Annotated in this window: 12 protein-coding genes; 9 read left to right on the forward strand and 3 right to left on the reverse strand. The window is 67.9% G+C overall.

The annotated features are described in order from the left end of the window. Positions 1-2: 2 nt before the first annotated feature. The 3 genes from icmH to tssJ form a co-directional block, all read right to left on the reverse strand. A complete protein-coding gene (gene icmH / locus I6I07_RS21830) occupies positions 3-758 on the reverse strand; it encodes a type IVB secretion system protein IcmH/DotU (protein ID WP_225856627.1) in 756 nt (251 codons plus the stop codon). A gap of 61 nt (positions 759-819) precedes the next feature. After that, positions 820-2,166 (reverse strand): type VI secretion system baseplate subunit TssK, encoded by a 1,347-nt coding sequence (gene tssK / locus I6I07_RS21835; RefSeq protein ID WP_006395409.1) that lies wholly within the window; start codon positions 2,164-2,166, stop codon positions 820-822. 73 nt (positions 2,167-2,239) lie between these two features. Beyond that, positions 2,240-2,857 carry a type VI secretion system lipoprotein TssJ gene (gene tssJ, locus I6I07_RS21840; protein ID WP_081104960.1) on the reverse strand — a complete coding sequence of 206 codons (618 nt, stop codon included), beginning with the start codon at positions 2,855-2,857 and terminating at the stop codon, positions 2,240-2,242. Between the two features lie 189 nt (positions 2,858-3,046). Between tssJ and I6I07_RS21845 the strand changes: the two genes are divergently transcribed. The 9 genes from I6I07_RS21845 to I6I07_RS21885 all read left to right on the forward strand — a co-directional run bounded on the left by I6I07_RS21845 (position 3,047) and on the right by I6I07_RS21885 (position 15,327). Further along, positions 3,047-3,775, forward strand: coding sequence for a tetratricopeptide repeat protein (locus I6I07_RS21845; RefSeq protein ID WP_232625683.1), 729 nt, complete (start codon positions 3,047-3,049; stop codon positions 3,773-3,775). Between the two features lie 68 nt (positions 3,776-3,843). Next, complete coding sequence (gene tssB, locus I6I07_RS21850) at positions 3,844-4,368, forward strand: type VI secretion system contractile sheath small subunit (protein WP_006395406.1); 525 nt, start codon at positions 3,844-3,846, stop codon at positions 4,366-4,368. Continuing rightward, entirely contained in the window at positions 4,361-5,851 is a 1,491-nt protein-coding gene (gene tssC / locus I6I07_RS21855; protein ID WP_198483683.1) for a type VI secretion system contractile sheath large subunit, read from the forward strand. Before tssB ends, tssC begins: the two co-directional genes overlap by 8 nt. A 40-nt stretch (positions 5,852-5,891) precedes the next feature. Then, complete coding sequence (locus tag I6I07_RS21860) at positions 5,892-6,395, forward strand: Hcp family type VI secretion system effector (protein ID WP_006395404.1); 504 nt, start codon at positions 5,892-5,894, stop codon at positions 6,393-6,395. 70 nt (positions 6,396-6,465) lie between these two features. Continuing rightward, the gene (gene tssE / locus I6I07_RS21865; RefSeq protein WP_006395403.1) at positions 6,466-6,951 is read left to right on the forward strand and encodes a type VI secretion system baseplate subunit TssE; all 486 of its coding nucleotides are present in this window, start codon (positions 6,466-6,468) and stop codon (positions 6,949-6,951) included. A gap of 53 nt (positions 6,952-7,004) precedes the next feature. Then, entirely contained in the window at positions 7,005-8,843 is a 1,839-nt protein-coding gene (tssF, locus tag I6I07_RS21870; protein ID WP_198483684.1) for a type VI secretion system baseplate subunit TssF, read from the forward strand. Beyond that, the gene (gene tssG, locus I6I07_RS21875; RefSeq protein WP_198483685.1) at positions 8,807-9,907 is read left to right on the forward strand and encodes a type VI secretion system baseplate subunit TssG; all 1,101 of its coding nucleotides are present in this window, start codon (positions 8,807-8,809) and stop codon (positions 9,905-9,907) included. Before tssF ends, tssG begins: the two co-directional genes overlap by 37 nt. 19 nt (positions 9,908-9,926) lie before the next feature. After that, positions 9,927-12,611 carry a type VI secretion system ATPase TssH gene (tssH, locus tag I6I07_RS21880; protein ID WP_198483686.1) on the forward strand — a complete coding sequence of 895 codons (2,685 nt, stop codon included), beginning with the start codon at positions 9,927-9,929 and terminating at the stop codon, positions 12,609-12,611. Between the two features lie 16 nt (positions 12,612-12,627). Beyond that, complete coding sequence (locus tag I6I07_RS21885; protein WP_198483687.1) at positions 12,628-15,327, forward strand: type VI secretion system Vgr family protein; 2,700 nt, start codon at positions 12,628-12,630, stop codon at positions 15,325-15,327. The last annotated feature ends 1 nt before the right edge of the window (position 15,328 follow it).

Below are 15,328 nucleotides of genomic sequence, written 5' to 3' on the forward strand. Positions count from 1 at the left end.
CGTCAGGGCAGCGAGATGGTCAGGTGGGCGGCGCGCGGGCCGAGCTTGACGATGTCGTGGTACGGCGCCATGGCCGTCTGCATGTCGCCGTTCAGGAAGTGCGCCATGCCGAGGTAGGCCAGCAGGCCGAGCAGGGCGAACAGTGCGCCGATGCTCCACAGCGGCACGTCGCGCTTGAGCGTGTGGGCGATCTTGTCCGGCAGCGGCCAGTGCGGCGCGAAACCGGCGCGCTTGCCGCGCAGCAGCGCGATCTCGTCGCCCAGGCGCGCGGTCAGGTAGCCGAGCTTTTCCTGGCCCTCGATCATGTACTTGCCCTGGAAGCCCAGCAGCAGGCACATGTAGAACACCTCCAGCGACTGCAGCCGCGGCGCGCCCTGCGCGCGCAGGTCTTCCAGGCGCGAGAAGAAGTTCTCGCCCGCCAGTTGCTCGCCGAACAACGTCAGCTGCAAGGGCTGCAGCATCCAGGCGTCGCGGATCGAGAACTGCGAGTTCAGCACGGTCTCGTCGACCGCGGCGCAGAACGCGTACTTGGTGGCGTAGACATCCTCGGCCGGGATGTCCATCTTCTTGGCGCTGCGCTCGAAGTCCGCCAGGAACTGCTGCACCCGCGCCGAGAACGAGGCGGGGCTGGCCGGCTCCTGGCCGCTCTTGAGCAGGAACAGCATCAGGAAGCCGTCGTACAGCAGGTCCAGCAGGGACTTGGCGGGGCGCGTGCCGTAGAAGTCGGCGGCGCGGGGCGGAAGCGAGGCTGCGGTCATCAGAGAGGGCGCGTCGGCGGTCATGGCGGCTCTTTCGGTTGGCGTCTTGTGTCGGGGCCGGTCAGCGGGTGACGGCGATCAGGTCCAGCTTGAGTTCGGGAATGCCGGAGGGCGCGTAGATGGCGATGCTGCGGGCCTGCAGCATGCGGTCGTACAGCGATCCGCGGGTCTGCAGCGTGAAATAGCACGCGCCCGGCTTGACCGGCACGGCCGGCGGCACCTGCGGCGTGTACACCAGCTGCACGCCGGGCATGGCCGACAGCACCAGCTTCTCGACGTCGTCGGGCGCGCCGACCTTGAAGCGCAGCGGCACCGTTTCGGCCAGCTCGCTGGCCGGCGTCGCGGCCGACACCGACAGGTACAGCGCGGTGGTCTCGTCGAGCTTGTCGGAATCGAGCCGGCCGACGTGGAACGACGGCCGCAGTTCCTCCAGCACGATCGAGAAGTAGCGGGTCGAGATGACGGTGTCGAGCAGGTCGCGCAGGATCGTGTCCAGTTGCGCGAACGCGGCGCCGGGCTGCTCGTGGCGATACACCGGCAGGTCGGCCAGCGTGTGCACCTTCGAGAAGGTCATCAGCGCGCCGGCCAGCCGCAGCATCTCCTGGAACAGGCGCTCGGGGTGCAGCTGCGGGTTGTGGAACAGGTGCGACAGCGCCGAGTAGGCCTCGTTGGCGGTGTGCAGCAGCCAGAACGAGGCCACGTCGCCCGAGCGGAATTCGATGATGTTCTTGCTGGGCTCGCGGTGAAAGCCATAGAGCGCGTTGACCTTGGCCTGCAGCGCGTCCAGCAGGCGGCGCAATTGCTCGAACAGCGCGCCGCAGGCCTGCACCGTCAGGCTGGGGGCGATGAAGCTGGTGTCCAGTTCGTAGCCCGCGCTGGCGGTGCGGCGCACCCGCGCCACCGGGATGGTCAGCAGCGCGTCGCGCGGCTCGTGTTCGGACAGCAGGCGCACGTTCTTGCGCAGGAACGCCAGTTCGGCGGTGCTGGCGTTGGTGTACAGGTCGGGGGCGGGGCGGTCGTGGTGCGCGTAGCGCGAGTCGAAGCCTTCCGCCTGCTGCGCATCGCGGTAGTTGCCGCCGATGTCCTTCATGGGGTGCAGCGCCAGGTAGAACACCGCTTCGCTGGCGCCGTCCAGGCCATCCAGCGCCACCGCGGGCGGCAGGTCGTCGTTGTGGGGCGCGTTGTAGATTTCGCCGTCGGGGAAGATCGCCGACAGCTCGGTGGCGCGCAGCATGCCGTTGGCGAGCGCCGCGGCATCGAAGCGCACGGTGCGCAGTCCCCACGAATACGGGTGCAGCGCCCGGCTCATTTCCGCCAGGCGGGCCTCATGGTAGGCGTCCTGCCGCTGAAAATGCTGGGGCCGCAGGAACAGCCCCTCTCCCCACAAAATCTTCGCTGAATAACTCACGTTGGCGGGCTCTCGTTTATGTGTCTATATGAAGAGGACGTTTCACGTACCGGATCCAGGGCGAGCGCTGGATTCAGTCAGGGCATTGCAACGAGCCCAGCCTGGAAGGATCGAATGCCGGCATGCCGGGCGGCAGCACGATCTTGCCGGTGGCGACCGTCATGGCGCACGCGTGTGCGCCAAGGACGATGCCGCTGTCTTCGACCGATTTGACCTCGAACACGTATTTCCAGCGCTGTGGCGCGGGTGCGTAAAACAAGGCGGCAACGGCGATATAGGTGGCGCCCTTCGGCACTTTTTCGACGTTTTCGAAGCGCTGGCCGGGAGTCAGTGTGATCTCGCGCGAAGCAATGAGACTGTCGCCCAATGCCGCCTTTTCGTGCTCAGTATCAACCAATTGCGTGAGCGGTGCGCGCTGAAATGCCTCGGCATTCTTCAAATAGTATGCTTTCGTAACGACCGCCGTTGGCTGGCCGCTGCTCGCATTCAAATTTTCTCCGGCGTGTATCGCCAATTTCACATCGGTGGGCGCATTCGGGTCCTTTTTCAGGCCTGCCGCATCAAGTGCCGTGCCGGTGATTCCGGCGACCGCGCCAAGGGCGGAAACCGCTGCACAACCCGTCATGACCGGGGCCACCGCGACCAGCAATGAGGCCGCCAAGCATCGCGATAAATTGAGATGTTTTGACATGGCTCTTTATACCGGATCATTGCGACAACATACAGATGAAGGCACGTTGAGCGATATTTCGTGGTGAGTTACATGACGTAATGCACTGTAGTGGTGTACTAACAAAAAGTTGTTGAAATACGCGGCCCTTGGTTACATCGGACACGTTCCCCAAAAATGCAACTTTCCCGGTATTTCCTCATAGGCGGTATGGTGGCCTTGATGGCCGGTTGCGCCACGACCAGCAAGCCCCAGACGGACGCCGAATACAAGCAATCGATCACCCGGGCCACCGAGACATTGGCCAACAAGGGGGGCGATGAAGCCGTGGCCCAGTTCCAGGAAATCGCGCAGCGCAATCCCTCGCGCGGCGAGCCCTGGTCGTACATCGCCAAGATCCGTTTCGATGAACAGAAATACGGGGAAGCCATCGTCGCCGCGGACGAAGCACTGAGCCGCGACCAGAACGATTTCACCGCCAAGACGGTGCGCGCCGTGGGCGGCCTGCGCGTTGCCATGCAATCGCTGGCGGACCTGCGCGCCGATGCGCTGCTGGCCGGCAATGCCCGCAACGACGCGGTGGCGCTGGCCGCTTCCATGCGCGAGACGCTGGGCCAGGACGTGCTGTTCCCCGAGGGCCGCAAGCCGCCGTCGCGCGGCACGCGCCCGCCGCCCAAGCCGCGCAATGAGGGCGCCGCCGCGCCGGGTACGCCCGCAGCCGGTACGCCCGCAGCCGGTACGCCCTCTGCCGGCATTCCCGCGCCGGGTGCGCCTGCCGCCGGCGCGCCGGCCGCCGCCAACGGTGGCGCCAGCGCCGCGCCCGCGGCCCGGCCGGCGCAATCCGGCGGCGCCACGACGCCGGCGCAACCCGCGCAATCCACCCCGCCCGCCGGGGGCCGCGCGCCGGATCCGTTCGGCAATCTGATCAACAAACCCTGATCGGCCCGCCGGACCCGGCAGGCCGGGTCCACGCGCCTTCGTCACTACGCATCCGCTGGGAGCCCTCAATGGCCAAGAAAGAAAGCGTTCAGAAAAGACTGCAGAAAGTACGCCCGCCGCGCGTTCAACTGACCTATGACGTCGAGAAGGGCGATGCAATCGAGCAGAAGGAATTGCCCTTCGTCGTCGGCGTGGTGGGCGACTTCAGCGCGCAGTCGGAAGCCGAGTTGCCGCGCCTGAAGGACCGCAAGTTCGTCAATATCGACGTCGACAACTTCGACGACGTGATGCGCGGCCTCGAGCCGCGCGCCGCCTACCGCGTGAAGAATCGCCTGACCGACGAGGGCGGCACCTTCGGCGTCGACCTGAAGTTCCGCTCGGTCGAGGATTTCCGCCCCGAGGCGGTGGTGCAGCAGATCGAGCCGCTCAAGGAGCTGCTGGACATCCGCACCAAGCTGGCCGACCTGCGCAACAAACTGGCCGGCAACGACAAGCTGGAAGACCTGCTGGGCGAAGTGCTCAGCAGCACGGAAAAACTGCAGCAACTGACCAGCGAAGCCGGCAAGGACGGCAAGGGAGGCCGCAATGAGTAATTCCGCCGCCGCGCACAGCGCATCCGCCCCGGCCGCCGCCGACGCGGGCCTGCTCGACCAGATCGTCGAGCAGAGCCGGGTGGCCAAGTCCAGCGCCGAGCACGATCGCGCCAAGGACCTGATCGGCGAACTGGCGCGCGAAGTCATGAAGGGCACCGTGGTGGTGTCGGACAATCTGTCCGCCATGCTCGACGCCCGCGTGGCCGAACTGGATCGCCTGATCTCGGCCCAGCTCAGCGAAGTCATGCATGGCGCCGAGTTCCAGAAGCTCGAGAGCACCTGGCGCGGTCTGCATTACCTGTGCCAGGAGAGCAATACCGGGCCGATGCTCAAGATCAAGGTGCTCAACGTCACCAAGCGCGACCTGGTGCGCGACTTCCAGACCGCCATCGACTTCGACCAGAGCTTGATGTTCAAGAAGGTCTACGAGGAGGAATTCGGCACCTTCGGCGGTTCGCCCTTCGGCGCGCTGCTCGGCAACTTCGAGGTCACGCGCCAGCCCGAGGACATGTACTTCATCGAGCAGATGTCGCACGTGGCCGCGGCCTCGCACGCGCCGTTCATCGCCTCGGCCTCGCCCGAGCTGCTGGGCCTGGACAGCTTCGCCGACCTGGGCCGCCCGCGCGACCTGGCCAAGGTGTTCGACACGGTCGAATACACCAAGTGGCGCAGCTTCCGCGATTCCGAGGACTCGCGCTACGTCGGCCTGACGATGCCGCGCTTCCTGGGCCGCCTGCCGTACGACCCGAAAGAGGGCACCTCGGTGGAAGGCTTCAACTTCGTCGAGGACGTCGACGGCACCGACCATTCCAAGTACCTGTGGTGCAACGCCGCCTGGGCCTTCGGGGCGCGTCTGACGGCGGCGTTTGCCGACTTCGGCTGGTGCGCGGCGATCCGCGGCGTCGAGGGCGGCGGCCTGGTCGAGAACCTGCCGACCCACACCTTCAAGACCGACGACGGCGAGATCGCGCTCAAGTGCCCGACCGAAATCGCCATCACCGACCGGCGCGAGAAGGAACTGAGCGACCTGGGCCTGATCCCGCTGGTGCATTGCAAGAACTCCGACTACGCCGCGTTCTTCGGCGCGCAGTCGGTGCAGAAGGCCAAGAAATACAACACCGACAGCGCCAACGCCAACGCGGTGCTGTCGGCGCAGTTGCAATACATCTTCTCCGTGTCGCGGGTGGCCCATTACCTGAAGGCCATGATGCGGGACAAGATCGGCAGTTTTGCGTCCGCGCAATCCGTCGAGAGCTTCCTGAACCGCTGGGTCTCGCAGTACGTGCTGCTGGACGACAACGCGAGCCAGGAGCAGAAAGCGCAATTTCCCCTGCGGGAAGCATCGGTGCAAGTCGCCGAAGTGCCGGGTCGTCCTGGCGTGTTCCGGGCCGTGGCGTTCTTGCGGCCGCATTTCCAACTCGACGAGCTGTCGATTTCCCTGCGCCTGGTTGCGGAACTGCCCGCCCAGGCGCAGAAATCGTGATGACCGTCTGATCCAAAGCTTTTAACTGGAGAGTAATTTAATGAAGGACATCTACGTCAAATTCGGCAATCCTGCGCTCAAGGGCGAGTCCCAGGACAAGGATCACCCGGACTGGATCGAAGTGGGCTCGTGGCGCCACGAGATCATCCAGCCGCGGTCGGCCACCGCCTCGACCTCGGGCGGCCACACCGCCGAGCGCACCGAGCACGGCGAAATGGTCTTCACCAAGGACCTGGACGTGGTCAGCCCGCTGCTCTACCAGCACGCTTCCGGCGGCACCACCTTTGACGAAGTGACCATCGATTTCCTGCGCGCCGACGGCGAGGGCAACCGCGTCAAGTACCTGGAAATCAAGCTCAAGTACGTGATCATCTCGCGCGTGGCGCCGGAAGTGGTCAGCGAAGGCCTGCCGCATGAGTCCTTCTCGCTGAAGTACGCCGCCGTCCAGTGGAAGTACACGCAGCAGAAGGTCGGCGGCAACCAGGGCGGCAATGCCCAGGGCGCCTGGAGCCTGACCAAGAACGACAAGACCTACTCGGTCTGATCCCGACCGCGCGGCAAGGCTAAGGCCGCGGCTCGCTCCCGGGCCGCGGTTTTCCTGAATGAGGTCCGTGATGAAGGGATTCGAACCCAGCCTGTTCGACAAGCTGTTCGACGGCGATGGCCCGGCGCCGCACGCGCTGCGGCGGCTGTCCGTCGAGGAAATCAAGGAAACCGTCGCGCGCGACATCGAGGCCCTGCTCAATACCCGCATGGTCTTCACCGAGGCGTCGCTCAAGCGCTATCCGAACTGCCAGCGGTCGATCCTGACCTATGGCCTGTCGGATTTCTCCGGGCTCAGCCTGGCCAGCCACTACGACCGGGAGTTCATCTGCCGGTCGCTGGAGCAGGCCATCGCGCGCCACGAGCCGCGCCTGACGCACGTGCGGGTGGTGCTGCAGGTCGACAGCCGCGCCACGTCGGTGCTGTATTTCGCGATCACCGCGATGCTGGACGTGGGGCCGGCGCATGAGCCGGTGACGTTCGACGCGACCTTGCAGCCGTCGACGCTGCAGTATTCGGTCAGCAAGGGCTGGGCCAAGGCCGCGGCGGCCGCCTGACAACATCAACGCACGCGGGCGCCGGCGGCCAGCCGCCGGCGAGGAAGGGAAAGATGGAAGAACTGCTGCCGTATTACGAACGCGAGCTGGGGTTCCTGCGCGGCTCGTCGCGGGATTTCGCCCAGCGCTATCCGAAGATCGCGGCGCGCCTGGGACTGTCGGGGGAAACCTGCGAAGACCCGCACGTCGAGCGGATGATCGAATCGTTCGCCTTGCTGGGGGCGCGCATCAACAAGAAGCTGGACGACGACTATCCGGAATTCACGGAAGCGTTGTTCGAAGTGATGTACCCGCATTACCTGCGGCCGTTTCCGTCATGTTCGATCGCCCAGTTCGACATGGGCGGGGTGGCGGCGCAGCTGACCGCGCCCGTGCGCCTGGCGCGCGGCACCGAATTGAAGTCGCATGCCGTGCGCGGGGTGGCCTGCCGCTTCCGCACCGCCTACGACGTGACGCTGGCGCCCGTGGCCATCCGCCAGGCCGCGTTCGCCTCGACCGCCAATGCGCCGTCGTCCACGCAGCTGCCGCCGGGCGTGACCGGCCGCCTGTCGCTGACGCTGGCGTGCCTGGCCGAAACGCAGAGCTTCGCCACGCTGGCCGTGGACCGCCTGCGGGTCTACCTGCACGGTGAACCGTCGTTCGTGGCGGCGCTGCGCGATTGCCTGTTCCTGCGCACCGCGGCGGCCTACATCGAGACCCAGCCGGGCCGTTGGAACCGGCTGCCCGACGTGCCGCTGGCGCAGGTGGGGCTGGCCGAGGACGACGCGCTGATCGACTTTCCGGCCAGTTCGCATCCGGCCTACCGGCTGCTGGCCGAGTACTTCGTTTTCTCAGAGAAATTCAACTTCGTCGACATCGACCTGGCGGCGCTGCGGCGCGCGGTGGGGCCGGTGCGCGAATTCACGCTGCACCTGCCGGTCAAGGGGCTGCGCGCCGACTCCAATACCGCGCGCCTGCTGGAATCGGCCTCGGCCGACAACTTCCGGCTGGGTTGCACGCCGGTGATCAATCTGTTCGAGCAACGCGCCGATCCCATCCGCGTCACGCATGCGGCCGCCTCCTACCCGGTGGTGGCCGACGCGCGCCGCGCCTACGGCTACGAGGTCTATTCGATCGACCGCGTGCGGCTGGTGCGGCAGAACGCGCAGGGCGATTCGGTGGTGGAGTTCCGGCCGTTCTATTCGCTGCATCACGGCGAGACGCCCGAGGGCGCCAGCCATTACTGGACCGCGCGGCGCGACCCGATGGTGGCCGAGCGTAGTCCGGGCTACGAGATGGAGATGTCCATCGTCGACATCGACTTCAATCCGGCACTGCCGCAGACCGAAACGCTGAGCCTGGAACTGACCTGCACCAACCGCGACCTGCCGTCGCACCTGGCGGTGGGCCAGCCGGGCGGCGACCTGTTCCTGGAAGGCGGCTCGGTCGCGCGCGAGATCCGCATGCTGCGCCGCCCGACCCACACGCACCGCTTCCAGCAGGGCCGCGCGGCGCACTGGCGCCTGATCTCGCACCTGGCGCTGAACCACTTGTCGCTGGTGCACAGCGGCCTGCCGGCGCTGAAGGAAACGCTGCGCCTGTACGACCTGTCGCACGCGGCGGTGGCGGCGCGCCAGATCGAGGGGCTGGCGGGGCTGGACTACAAGCCCGCCACCCACTGGATGCCGGGCGAGCCGTTCGCGACCTTCGTGCGCGGCATCGAGATCCGGCTGACGATCAATGAAGACAATTTCGTGGGCACCAGCCTGCATGCCTTCGTGGCGGTGCTCAACCGCTTCTTCGGCCTTTACGTGCACGCCAACAGCTTCGTGCAGTTGGTGGTGCTGTCGCGCCGCGGCGCGGAAGAAATCCTACGGTGTCCTCCATGCAACGGCGACGCGATCCTAGCGTAATCGAATCGCTGCTGGCCGAGCCGCAGCGCTTCAAGTTCTTCCAGGCCGTGCGGGTGCTGGAGCTGTGGTTCGCGCGCCAGGAAGGCACGCGCGCCAAGAACGCCGTGCCGGCGCACCTGCGCTTCGTCAATTCGTCGTCGCTGGGCTTTCCCGCCAGCGAGATCGCGGGGCTGACGGCCTTCGACAAGAACGGCCAGGCCCTGCACGACGCCGAGGCGCGCCTGGCGGCGCTGGCGGCCGGCACGCTGGGGCGGGTGGAGATCGAACCGGCGTTCTTCGGCCTGCTGGGCGGGCAGGGCGCCTTGCCGCTGCATTACTCGGAGATCCTGAGCCACCGCGAAAGCGCCACGCGTGACCGCGGCGCCCGCGCCTTCTTCGACATTTTCTCGAACCGGGCCGCCGCGTTGTTCTACGCGGCCTGGAAGAAGTACCGCATGCCGCTGCGGCACGAGACCGAACAGGATCACCACTACCTGCCGCTGCTGCTGGCGCTGGGCGGGGTCGGGCATCCGGCGCTGCGCGACCGCCTGCATGCCGGCGAAGGCCGCGTGTTCGACGAGTCGCTGGCGCATTACGCGGCGGCGGCGCGGCAGCGGCCGGTGTCGGCCGCCTACCTGCAGCGGGTGCTGGCCGATTACTTCCAGGTGGCCCTGCGGGTCGAGCAGTTCGTCGGCCGCTGGTACCACGTGCCGCCCGAGAACCGCACCCAGCTGGGCCGGCCCGGCGCGGTGCTGGGCGTGTCCGCCATGGCCGGTGATCGCATCTGGCAGCGCGACCTGCGCATCCGGCTGTGGATCGGTCCGTTGTCCAAGACGGCGTTCGCCGATTTCCTGCCCGGCGGCGCGCGCGCCCAGGCGCTGGAGAAACTGCTGACGATGTTCGGCGGGCTGAGCTTCGAATACGAGGTGCGCCTGGTGATGGCCAAAGAGGACGTCGCCGGCAGCGCGCTAGGCGGCGAGGCCGACGGCGGCGGCGCGCGCCTGGGCTGGAATTCCTTTCTTTGCACCGAACCGTCGGCGTCGGACCGCGACGACGCCAGCTACGAACTGCACACCATCCACTAAGAACAAGACAACCCAGAACATGGCCACTCCCCTGAAAACCCTGATCGGGAAACTGAACCAGACCTGCCGCCAGGCCGCCGAGCGCGCCGCCAGCCTGTGCATGGCGCAAGGCCACTACGAAGTGGACCTGGAACACCTGTTCCTGGCGCTGCTGGAAAAGCCCGCCAGCGACTTCAGCATCGTGGCGCGCCGCAGCGGCATCGAGGCCTCGGTGCTGGAAGCCGACCTGAACGCCGAGATCCGCGGCTTCAAGAACGGCAATACCCGCACGCCGGTGTTCTCGCCGCACCTGCCGCGCCTGTTCGAACACGCCTGGCTGATCGCGTCGCTGGATACGCAGACCACCCGCATCCGCTCCGGCCACCTGCTGCTGGCGCTGTTGACCGAGCCCGACCTGGCCGCGCTGGCGCGGCGCGGCTCGCGCCTGTTCGAGTCGTTCCGGCTGGAAGAACTGAAGCATGATTTCGCGGCGCTGACGGCCGGCTCGGAAGAAGCGGGCCAGTCCGTGGCGCTGGGCGACGGCGCGGCGCAGGACGAGGCCGCGTCGCCCGCGGCGGCGCTGTCCAAGACGCCGGCGCTGGACCAGTACACCACCAACCTGACCGAACGCGCCCGCGAGGGCAAGATCGATCCGGTGATCGGCCGCGACGCCGAGATCCGGCAGATGATCGACATCCTGACGCGCCGGCGCCAGAACAATCCCATCCTGACCGGCGAGGCCGGCGTCGGCAAGACGGCGGTGGTCGAAGGCCTGGCGCTGCGCATCGTGGCCGGCGACGTGCCGCCAGCGCTGGCCGGCGTGGCGCTGCGCACGCTCGACATGGGCCTGCTGCAGGCCGGCGCCAGCGTCAAGGGCGAATTCGAGAACCGGCTGAAAAGCGTGATCGACGAGGTCAAGCAGAGCCCCACGCCCATCATCCTGTTCATCGACGAAGCCCACACCATGATCGGCGCGGGCGGCCAGGCTGGCCAGAACGATGCCGCCAATCTGCTCAAACCGGCGCTGGCGCGCGGCGAACTGCGCACCATCGCCGCCACCACCTGGAGCGAGTACAAGAAATACTTCGAGAAGGACGCCGCGCTGGCGCGGCGCTTCCAGGTGGTCAAGGTCGAGGAACCCAGCGAGACGCTGGCCGCCAGCATGCTGCGCGGCATGGCGCCGCTGATGGAGCGGCATTTCGGCGTGCGCATCCTGGACGAGGCCATCGTCGCGGCGGCCCGCCTGTCGCACCGCTACATCAGCGGCCGCCAACTGCCCGACAAGGCGGTCGGCGTGCTGGATACCGCCTGCGCCCGAGTGGCGCTGGGCCGCAGCGCCACGCCCGCCCTGATCGATGACGCCCGCCACCGGCTGGCGCGCCAAGAAACCGAACGCGCGGCCCTGCGCCGCGAAGCCGCCACCGGCGCCGCGCAATCGGCCCGCCTGCGTGAGCTGGACGAGGAAATGGACGCCACCCGCCAGCAACTGTCCGCCGCCGAAGCGCGCCTGACCGAGGAAAGCGAATTGGTGCGGCAGATCCACGCGCTGCGCGAGGAACTGGAAGCCGCGGGCCAGGAACCCGAGGCCGAAACCAGCGGCAAGCGCCGCGCCGGCAAGGCCGCCGAGCCGACGCCCGCCCAGGCGCAACTGGCCGAATTGCAGCAACAGCTGCGCGCCCTGCAGGGCGAAGCGCCGCTGGTGCCGGCCTATGTGGACGCGCAGGTCATCGCCGAGATCGTCTCGGCCTGGACCGGCATCCCGCTGGGCCGCATGGTCAATGACGAGATCCGCACCGTGCTGGAACTGCAGCCGCTGCTGGCCGAACGCGTGATCGGCCAGGACCACGCGCTGCACGCCATCGCCCAGCGCGTGCGCACCGCGCGCGCCGGGCTGGAGGATCCGAACAAGCCCAAGGGCGTGTTCCTGTTCGTCGGCCCCTCGGGGGTGGGCAAGACCGAGACCGCGCTGGCGGTGGCCGACATCCTCTATGGCGGCGAACGCAAGCTGGTCACGATCAACATGAGCGAATACCAGGAGGCCCACAGCGTGTCGGGCCTGAAGGGTTCGCCGCCGGGCTACGTCGGCTACGGCGAAGGCGGCGTGCTGACCGAGGCCGTGCGCCGCCAGCCCTACAGCGTGGTGCTGCTGGACGAGATCGAGAAGGCCCACCCCGACGTGCTGGAGCTGTTTTTCCAGGTGTTCGACAAGGGCGTGATGGACGACGCCGAAGGGCGCGAGATCGACTTCCGCAATACGCTCATCATCCTGACCTCCAACGTCGGCTCGTCGGCCATCATGCAGGCCTGCCTGAACAAGAGCGCCGACGAACGGCCGGATCCGGACGCCATGCAGGAATTGCTGGCGCCGCAGTTGTACAAGGCTTTCAAGCCCGCCTTCCTGGGCCGCATGAAGACCATCGCCTACTACCCGGTGGATGACGACGCCCTGGCGCGCATCATCGGCCTGAAGCTGGCCCGCATCGCCGAGCGCGTGCAGGCCAACCACCGCGCGCTGTTCGATTGGGACGAGGCGCTGGTCGAGGCCGTGCTGGCGCGCTGCACCGAGGTCGACACCGGGGCGCGCAACGTCGACCACATCCTGAACGGCACGCTGCTGCCGCAGATCGCCGAGCAGGTGCTGGGCCGCATGGCGCAGGGCGAAGCGATCGCGCGCATCCGTGTCACGGCCGGCAAGAACGGCGACTTCCGCTACCGCCTGACCTGAGCCCGGAGCCGTGACCATGCCCCAGGATTCTTCCGGACTGTCCCGCCTGTCGACCGCCGGCATCGCGCAGGCCAACCGCCTGCTGGACCTGCGCACGCCGCTGGGCGAGAACCGCCTGGTGGCCGAGACCTTGTCGGCCACCGAACAGCTCAGCGGCGGCGCCTGCCGGCTGGAGATCACCGCGCTGTCGGATGACGCGCACATCCCGCTGAAGGCCCTGATGGGCCAACCCGTGACCCTGCGCCTGCAGACCGCGCTGGGCCGCGAGCAGCCGCGCCTGTGGCACGGCCACGCCACGGCGGTGCGCTTCCTGGGCGCCAATGGCGGCCTGGCGCGCTATGGCCTGACCGTCGAGCCATGGCTGGCGTTCCTGCGGGCGCGGCGCGACAGCTTCGCCTATCAGGACAAGACGGTGATCGACATCGTCGACAGCATCTTCGGCGACTACAAGGGCCAGGGCACGCTGGCGCCGCAATGGCGCTGGGAAGTGAAGGACCGCGCCGCCTACGCCAAGCGCAGCCTGACCATCCAGTACCGCGAAACCGATTACGACTTCATTGAACGCCTGCTGGCCGAAGAGGGCCTGTTCTACTGGGTCGAGCATGCCGACGACGGCCACACTCTGGTCATTGCCGACCACAACGATGCCTTCAAGGCCGGCCCGCAGGCCAGCGTGCGCTTCGCCCGAGCCGACGTGACCGAGACCGAGGACAGCATCCAGCAATGGAGCGCGCGCCAACGCTGGCAGACCAACGGCGTGCGCATGGCGAGCTGGGACTACCGCAGCGCCCAGGCGCGGCCGGTGTCGGCGCAGGCGGACAGCGGCAAGCTGGCGAATCCGCTCGAACTGATCAGCGATGACTACCCCGGGCAGTATGCCTACGAGGACAGCGCGCAGGGCGAGCGGCTGGCGCACAACGCGCTGGCCGCGCTGCGCGTGCGCCAGCAGAGCGTCGAGGGCGCCGGCACCGTGCGCACGCTGGCGCCGGGCCAGCGCTTCGAGCTGACCGGCCACTACCAGCAGGGCGGCGCGTCCGCGTTCGTGGTGATCGCGATCACGCACCAGGCCCGCAACAACTTCGACGCCGACCTCGGCCGCGCCGTGCGCGAGGCGCTGGGCGGCGACGAGGGCGAGGACGCCGATTTCTACCGCAATGCCTTCACCTGCATCGGCAGCGACACCGAATTCCGCCCCGCGACGCAGGACGGCCACGGCGAGCGCCTGCATCCCCGTCCCACCGTATTCGGCGCGCAGACCGCGCTGGTGGTGGGCGCCGAGGAACCGGTGCACACCGACCGCGACCACCGCATCAAGGTGCAGTTCCACTGGCAGCGCGGCAAGGCGTCCAGCAGCCGGCTGGCGCACCCGTCGGGCGATGAGAACGCGCCGGCCAAGGACGAGCTGGGCGCCTGGGTCCGCGTGGCCGAGCCGGTGGCCGGCGGCGACTGGGGCGGCCATTTCGTGCCGCGCGTCGGGCAGGAAGTGCTGGTGGAATTCCTGCACGGCGACATCGACCGCCCGGTGGTGGTCGGCGCGCTGTACAACGGCGAAGGCGCCGAGGATGCTTCCCACAACCAGGTGCAGGCAGGCGGCGCCAACGCCACCGGCAATGCCCCGGCCTGGTTCGCGGGCGGCAGCGAGGGTCATGCCCACAATGCGGTGATGTCCGGCTTCAAGACCCAGGCGCTGGCGACCAGCGGCGCCGGCACCGGCGGCTACAACCAGCTGGTGCAGGACGACACGCCGGGCCAGTCGCGCCTGACCGCCTCGACCACGCAGGCCGATTCCCGCCTGAACCTGGGCCACGTCAAGCAGCAGCGCGACAACGAGCGCCTGCAGGACCTGGGTCATGGCGCCGAACTGTCGACCAAGGAAGCGGTGGCGCTGCGCGGCGGTTCCGGCCTGCTGATCAGCGCCGACCTGCGCGAGAACGCCGAGGGCGCGCTACTGGACAGCGCCGAGGCGGCCAAGCAGATCGACGCCGCCCTCGAATCGGCCAGGGAACTGGGCGACATCGCGATCAAGCAGAAGGCCATCCTGGATGGCGATCCGCAGGCGCTGCCGGCGCATGATGCCCTCGGGCACGTCCGCGACGTAGTCGAGGCCACCCAGGACGATCCGGGCGCCCAGGCCGGCGCGGCCAAGGTGACGGCCTACCGCGAACCGCACATCCAGGTCAGCGCGCCCAGCGGCATCGGCCAGTACACGCCGGGCAACGCCTTCCTGGTGGCCGGCGGCACGCTGGCGCAGGTCGCGCCGGATGTGAACTGGGTCAGCAGCGCCAACCTGGCGGTAGGGGTGGCGGCCGGCGTGGTGTTGTTCACGCTGGGCCAGGAAGCCGGTGGCGGCCGCCCGGTGCAGGACCGCGGCCTGCGGCTGCACGCGGCGGGCGGCAAGCTGCGCCTGCACAGCCGGGACGCCAAGATGACCCTGACCGCCGAGAAGGCGGTGACCTTTGCCTCGGCCAGCGCGGCCGTGCTGGTGCAGGCCAGGCAGCGCGTGCTGGCCACCGCCGCGGGCGCCTATGTGCGGCTGGAGGGCGGCGGCATCCAGCTGCATGCGCCGGGCAAGGTCGAGCTGAAGGCGGGAGCGCATAGCTGGGTGGGGCCGCAACAGGCTCCGTTGCCGGACATGATGCCCGTGGGCGATTTCAAGGGATGCCAGTTGAAGATGCAAAGCGCGGCAGCCTCCGGCGCAGCGGTGGTGGAGCTCTAGA

Source organism: Achromobacter deleyi (assembly GCF_016127315.1).
Lineage (GTDB): Bacteria > Pseudomonadota > Gammaproteobacteria > Burkholderiales > Burkholderiaceae_B > Achromobacter > Achromobacter insuavis_A.

Bases quoted from the DNA above. Each gene is read 5' to 3' on its own strand.
- I6I07_RS21845 (WP_232625683.1), top strand. From the start codon at position 3,047: ATGGTGGCCTTGATGGCCGGTTGCGCCACGACCAGCAAGCCCCAGACG.
- tssC (WP_198483683.1), top strand. From the start codon at position 4,361: ATGAGTAATTCCGCCGCCGCGCACAGCGCATCCGCCCCGGCCGCCGCC.
- icmH (WP_225856627.1), bottom strand. From the start codon at position 758: ATGACCGCAGCCTCGCTTCCGCCCCGCGCCGCCGACTTCTACGGCACG.
- tssF (WP_198483684.1), top strand. From the start codon at position 7,005: ATGGAAGAACTGCTGCCGTATTACGAACGCGAGCTGGGGTTCCTGCGC.
- tssH (WP_198483686.1), top strand. From the start codon at position 9,927: ATGGCCACTCCCCTGAAAACCCTGATCGGGAAACTGAACCAGACCTGC.
- tssB (WP_006395406.1), top strand. From the start codon at position 3,844: ATGGCCAAGAAAGAAAGCGTTCAGAAAAGACTGCAGAAAGTACGCCCG.
- I6I07_RS21885 (WP_198483687.1), top strand. From the start codon at position 12,628: ATGCCCCAGGATTCTTCCGGACTGTCCCGCCTGTCGACCGCCGGCATC.
- I6I07_RS21860 (WP_006395404.1), top strand. From the start codon at position 5,892: ATGAAGGACATCTACGTCAAATTCGGCAATCCTGCGCTCAAGGGCGAG.
- tssE (WP_006395403.1), top strand. From the start codon at position 6,466: ATGAAGGGATTCGAACCCAGCCTGTTCGACAAGCTGTTCGACGGCGAT.
- tssJ (WP_081104960.1), bottom strand. From the start codon at position 2,857: ATGTCAAAACATCTCAATTTATCGCGATGCTTGGCGGCCTCATTGCTG.